We start from the raw sequence: 5,734 nt of genomic DNA, 5'->3' as shown, positions 1-5,734 counted from the left end.
CCCGTTTCACTTTGCTGCGCTTCGCGGCTTTGCACTTTTGTTACCGGCTGTCCGGGAAATCCTAAATGTTGCACGCTTTTAAAACGAACCAGCTCCCGTTGTGGGAATCCATCCCGGCCAACTCCCTGCCAGCGTTTCTGTTGATGACTAAGCTGACGCTCCAGCGTGTACACCGCCTGATAGAAATCAAAGCCTGATGGGTCCTGCTTTAGCTCTTGTACCGTCATAACAGCACCTTACTGCCGCAACGTGCCGGCCAGCGATGGTAAAGCTGTTCATGTTCTTTTAGCTTCACACTAAGACGGGTGTAGCTGTTTACTGTGGCGTACTGAGAAAAAAATACGTCTAGAATGTTGGCAAAAAAGTATATACCGCTGCCGGCATACGACGATTGTGTGAACTCAAGCAGGATCTCACTGCCACTGCACACTGCCACTTTACCTTGTTGCACCACCCTGGCGCTGCCCGAGGTAATGCGCAGAGCACATATGCCATCGATGATAGCCTTGGACTCTGGCGTGCAGCGAAAATCATACAACTGAAGTGTTTCCTTGAGCCGGTGCAGCGCGTCGCTGCCGGTAAAGTGGTTAAGTGTCAGATGATTTACCAACTGCCAGCGGCTGGCTTCCTGCAGGGCCGGTCTGACACTGGCTGTTGGCGCCATCAGACAACGAACCTCTTTGATCACATCAGCATGTTTACGGATCAGAAACCGTGGTTCGCCACCACCAAATGGCAAATAAGCCGGTAAATTCCGGTTACTGCAAAGTGCCTGCACCTGCACCACCCAGTCTTTGGCGCTCTCAGAGGCATTAACGCCTTGAAACTTGCGGTCAATCACCGACAAATACATTTCTGTACCGGCTTCAGAATAACCGCCGGCCCAATCAGCAAACTCACGCCGGCTGTGCCAGAACAAATCCTGCTGCTGCAAATAATCCGGATGCCCCTGGCTGTAGTAAGGATTTAACGTCACCTCATTGCCAAAAGGGTCAAACGCCTGCACCTGCTCTATCCTGACCACTTCGCAAACATCTGCGTCGGTATACCTGGGGACCAGACGGTACTCGTACTGAGAGCTGTCAAGATTGACGGGCTCAAGCTTCTGGCTAAACAAATTGATCACCGGCGTACAGCCAAGCAGCATGCTATCGGCTGTAATATGGCGCTCCAGCTCTTCTGCCCCATCGGCGAGATAGAAATACAATTCAAGCTCGTTAACAATACCCGGCCAATCCGGGTTTAAATCCGTCAATTCAACAAACAAAAATTTCTCAGGGCATAAAAATTGCTCTATCAGCAAGCGATACCCGGCAAAACTACGCTGGCTATAAGGCACCACCTGGTGTTCATCTGAAAAACCAACAGCTTTAAGTTGCTGAGCAGAAATAAACACCATGGCATCAGGTTGTCCCGCTGGCGCAAAACCAACGACCAACAACTTACTTAACAATAACTCATAAAGACGATAAACATGGTGGCGCTGTCCGTTCAGATAGAAGCGCAATGATGTCACCTCAAGCTCATGCAACGCAGTTTTTCCAAACTCGCAGGACAGATTTAACTTCAGCAGTGCTTTAGCACTTTGTTGCACGGGAGGTTTAGGTGCATGAAACGGTGCATTTTTAAATTCAGCAGCACTGACCTCCAACGGCCAGACATCGGTATCATAGCAAGCCTGAAAGGTGCAGGGTTTCAGGCCGTCAGTACGGGTTTCGAACTCAGTGCCACGCTTGACGACTATGCCTGAATTAGACAGGTTCTGGCTGGTCAGTTTCAGCACAGACGTTGAAGGAATTGGCGCCTGATAATCCGGGTACAACTGGCCGAGCAATGCATCAGTCAGCTCCGGAAAACTATCGTCCAGTTTCTGTCTGATCTGTGCGGTGAGCAGAGCAAAACCTTCTATTAGCCTTGAAACATGCGGATCTTCAACATTTTCTTCACTAAGACGCAAGCGGCCGGCAATTTTAGGATATTGTTCGGCAAACTCAGCCCCCATCCGTCGCACATAAGTCAGCTCGCGATTGTAATACTTCAGTAAATCATCATTCATGCCAGATAATCCCTGATGGTGAGGCCCAGATGGACAGGTTCTACTTCTGAATCAAACATGATGTGCTCTGGTTCAGGATCAGCGTACAACAGCGCCTGGATCCGTAGCCTGAGCACCCTTTCCATGCCGTGCTCCTGCTCCGGCACAGTTACCTCAACATCTACAAACCTTGGTTCAAACCTGCGGATAGTCTGCTCAACTGCGCGACAAAGCTGCAAACGCCCCTCATCTGAATCGACCACCATGACGGAAAAGTCAGGCAACCCATAATTCAGCAGACTCTGGGGCAACTCGCGGTAGCTTTGCGGCCATGTATGCCATTGCACACGGCTATTAAGCAAGTTTTCCAAATCACGACGCACACTTTGTCGCAGTGCTTTAAGATCAAAGCCTCTGCGACTTCGTCCGGTATCTTTCTGCCCGGGGGTATCATCGATCAGCTTGTCCAGCAGTGATTGCTGTAACGGCTGTTTGTATTGCAGTTTCACTGCTAAAACTCCCTGACAACTCAGGCCAGTTCAGCACTGTGTACTAAGGACAGTAGCTGTACATCTGACAACGCTATGGCCTCATCCCCTGCCAGCAACATTTTCTGCCCAACACCCGTTACCAGATGTTCATGCATCTGTTGCCAGGACGTATCTTTGCCCAGGCGCTCAGATACCTTGATACTATCGTTGTAGGTCATGGGGATGAACACCTCTCCCGATGGGCCATCTGTAAGCACGATCTCGGCTCGCCGCCATACGGTATCCAACAGTGATTCCGGCTTCTTAAGTTGCAAACTGTCAATCTCACTGAACTTGGCCAGATAAAACTTGCCGTCTGTGCCAAACAGTTCCAGATAACCGCCCAGACTGTCATCAAGATCACGCAGCTGCGACACTGTGTCACCGTTGACGTCAAACCCGGTTTCCGGGCGTAACGCTTCAAGCTCAGAGGCAAAGTGCACCGCCTGGGCTAAATCTTGCTCTTTTAACGCCAGCCGCAGTTTTAGCAGTGACTCAAACATGGCGTCCGGCTCGCTGAACAAGGTGGCAGTCATGCCTGCCTGATAAAAATCCTGCCGCGCAGAAGCCGCCCGGATTAGCTGCCGTAAATTGACAGCCCCAACCATAAAATCCGGATGCTGGCGCACCATCATATCCAGTTGCTGATCGGCTTTTTCCAACGCCCCTTGCACACATAACAACTCGATATAAGTTGCACGTACGTCAGCATTTGCCGGATCGTCTTTAAGCGCAGCTATTGCCAATTCGGTGGCGCTTATCAGTTCGCCTTGCTTAATCAATGCCTGTAATTGTTTCACTGTAAACCTCATGCCGTAGCAGCTTGTTTGGGAGAAAGCTCCGCAACCAGTTTTACCGTGGTGATCATCTGATCTAACTGAAAATGTGGTTGCAGCTGAATAATGGAATAATATCGGCCAGGTTCGCCGCGTTTTTCCCGAACCTGGATACGAGCCTCGCGCAGCGGATGTCTTGCTCTGACATCGCTGGAGGCATCTGAAGACGCTGTAGTGTAGTTATGCAGCCAGCGCTGCAACTCCTGCTCACACTGCTCAGCAGAGTGATAGCCGCCAACCTTGTCGCGGCCAATCACCTTAATGTAATGTGCAAAACGCGCCACACACAGAATGTACTGCAGCATAGCCGACAGGCGCGCATTAACAGTGGACAGCTTATCGTCATAACTTTTAGCCTGTTGCACAGACGCATTGTTATAAAAAGCAAAATGATTACTGTATGGCACTACCGACAAAGGAACAAAGCCGTTATCTGACAGTTCGGCTTCAAAACGATGCCCAACCAGCAGGTTTACCGAAGGCTTATTGTTTGGCTGGTATTTTTCCGTTTCATAGCGGCTAACCGGTAAATCACTGACCAAACCGAAATTATGCTGCCCGGCTTTCATGCCGCGGATCTGCGCAAACCAGCCTGACTCGCTATAAGCGCGTACCAGCACAGCAGCAAAAGCAAAAGCCGCATTACCCCACAGATAATCGTTTTCGGCATGCGCAAGCGCCTCTTTGAAGACAAAACTCTCACTACGGGAGCCATCATCCTTATATGGACTGCGCATTAAGATTTGCGGCAGAACAACCCCGAGAAAACGGGCATCTTCCATGGCACGCAGCGCACGCCACTTAACATACTCCGGCTGCTTAAACTGACTACCGATGTCAGCAACCAGACCCAGCTCAGAAAAATGGTCAACACCAAACAACGACGGATGTGCCGAACAGATAAAAGGTGCAAAGGCTGCAGCTGCCGTTCTGGCGACTTCTTTTAGCGTATCAAGATCATTTACCAGTTGCCCTGGGCGGATCTGATGGCTTATCTGGTAGTCACCAATCAGCACCCCAAACGGCTCACCGCCGGGCATGTCAAACTCGTTGTCGTATATCAGCTTAAAAAAATCGCTCTGATCAAAGTCAATTGCCCGGGTGATATCTTTACTCAGTTCCAGCCAAGACAACGACAGCAGTTTTACTTTGATTTTCTGCTCCCGATCGTGCCGTTCAGTCTGCTCTGTCAGATAGAGCACCCCACGCCAGCTGGCTTCAAGCTGTTGTAACTGGGCATGATGGATAATATCGTTAAGCTGAAGGTTAATTAGCCGGTCAATGTCTGCAATGGCACGGCACAGCATTGCACTAACCACATGAGTTCCGCTTGCTCTGATGCCTGCTACATGCTCCAACCAATATAGAATGGCAGTCAGCGGGTCAGATTCACGTAAAAAACGTGCCAGCACACCACTGCGCTCTAACCGCGTATAGACCGGCTGAGTAAACGCACTTTCATGCTGATCCGACGCTGCTGTTTGCGTAAAAACATCCGCTGATACAAATTTTACCGCGTCTGCCATGACATCCTCGATTGCTTACCTGCAATTGAAAACCCGACAGCCTGCAAACACACGGGGATGAGTGTGCTCGCAGGCCACAGGCATTAACTACCCATTTCAGGAATTTTCGCTACCAGGCGCAGCGATGTAGACAGCTCTTCCAACTGCAACCAAGGCCTTAGCCATGCCACTGCATTGTAAGAGCCCGGCCGGCCGGGAATTTCACGTACCTGAACTTTGGCATCGGCCAGTGGATATCGGGCACGGACTTCCTGACCACTGCCCTCTGACGCATTCACATAGTTCAGGATCCAGCGATTCAGCCAGACCTCAACATCCTCTGCTTCCATAAAGCTACCGATTTTATCGCGGGCTAACACTTTCAGATAATGTGCAAAACGCGATGTCGCCATCAGATAAGGCAAACGTGCCGAAATTGCCGCGTTTGCTGTGGCTTCCGGCGTGTCATACTTTTTCGGCTTTTGTGCCGTCTGGGCGCCAAAAAATACTGCGTAATCAGTATTCTTGTAGTGACACAGCGGTAAAAAGCCCATTTTTCCAAGTTCAGCTTCGCGTCTGTCGGTAATACCAATTTCGGTCGGACACTTCAGATCCGGATCACCGTCATCACTCATGAAAATGTGGCTGGGCAAACCTTCAACTTTACCACCGCCTTCAGCACCGCGGATGGCTGTGCAGAAACCGTACTGAGCAAACGCATTGGTAAGCTTGGTTCCCATAACGTAGGCTGCGTTCATCCAGCAATAGTCTGAATGGTTTGTGGTTTTCGCCACGCCTTTTTGGCCGTCAAGTTCAAATACTTCAAAG

The 5,734-nt window shown here is 50.2% G+C and carries 6 protein-coding genes; all 6 read right to left on the bottom strand.

Annotated elements, in window-relative coordinates:
- A partial coding sequence (locus VIN66_RS06740; protein WP_331923263.1) for a type VI secretion system baseplate subunit TssG occupies nucleotides 1–227 on the bottom strand: 227 nt, incomplete at its 3' end.
- The gene (gene tssF / locus VIN66_RS06735) at nucleotides 224–2,056 is read right to left on the bottom strand and encodes a type VI secretion system baseplate subunit TssF (protein ID WP_331923262.1); all 1,833 of its coding nucleotides are present in this window, start codon (nucleotides 2,054–2,056) and stop codon (nucleotides 224–226) included. The genes VIN66_RS06740 and tssF, both read right to left, overlap by 4 nt.
- Nucleotides 2,053–2,544 (bottom strand): type VI secretion system baseplate subunit TssE, encoded by a 492-nt coding sequence (tssE, locus tag VIN66_RS06730; protein WP_331923261.1) that lies wholly within the window; start codon nucleotides 2,542–2,544, stop codon nucleotides 2,053–2,055. Before tssE ends, tssF begins: the two co-directional genes overlap by 4 nt.
- Before the next feature lie 20 nt (nucleotides 2,545–2,564).
- Nucleotides 2,565–3,365: a type VI secretion system accessory protein TagJ gene (locus VIN66_RS06725; protein ID WP_331923260.1), complete on the bottom strand. Its 801-nt coding sequence runs from the start codon at nucleotides 3,363–3,365 to the stop codon at nucleotides 2,565–2,567.
- Nucleotides 3,366–3,373: 8 nt separating this feature from the next.
- The gene (tssC, locus tag VIN66_RS06720) at nucleotides 3,374–4,927 is read right to left on the bottom strand and encodes a type VI secretion system contractile sheath large subunit (protein WP_331923259.1); all 1,554 of its coding nucleotides are present in this window, start codon (nucleotides 4,925–4,927) and stop codon (nucleotides 3,374–3,376) included.
- An 83-nt stretch (nucleotides 4,928–5,010) separates the two neighbouring features.
- Nucleotides 5,011–5,734, bottom strand: a 724-nt coding sequence (gene tssC / locus VIN66_RS06715) for a type VI secretion system contractile sheath large subunit (protein WP_331923258.1), incomplete at its 5' end; no start/stop codon positions are given.

This window comes from Rheinheimera sp., from assembly GCF_036568245.1.
Classification (GTDB): domain Bacteria; phylum Pseudomonadota; class Gammaproteobacteria; order Enterobacterales; family Alteromonadaceae; genus Alishewanella.
This window is presented reverse-complemented; position numbering and strand designations above follow the sequence as displayed.

Bases quoted from the DNA above. Each gene is read 5' to 3' on its own strand.
- tssC (WP_331923259.1), bottom strand. From the start codon at position 4,927: ATGGCAGACGCGGTAAAATTTGTATCAGCGGATGTTTTTACGCAAACA.
- tssF (WP_331923262.1), bottom strand. From the start codon at position 2,056: ATGAATGATGATTTACTGAAGTATTACAATCGCGAGCTGACTTATGTG.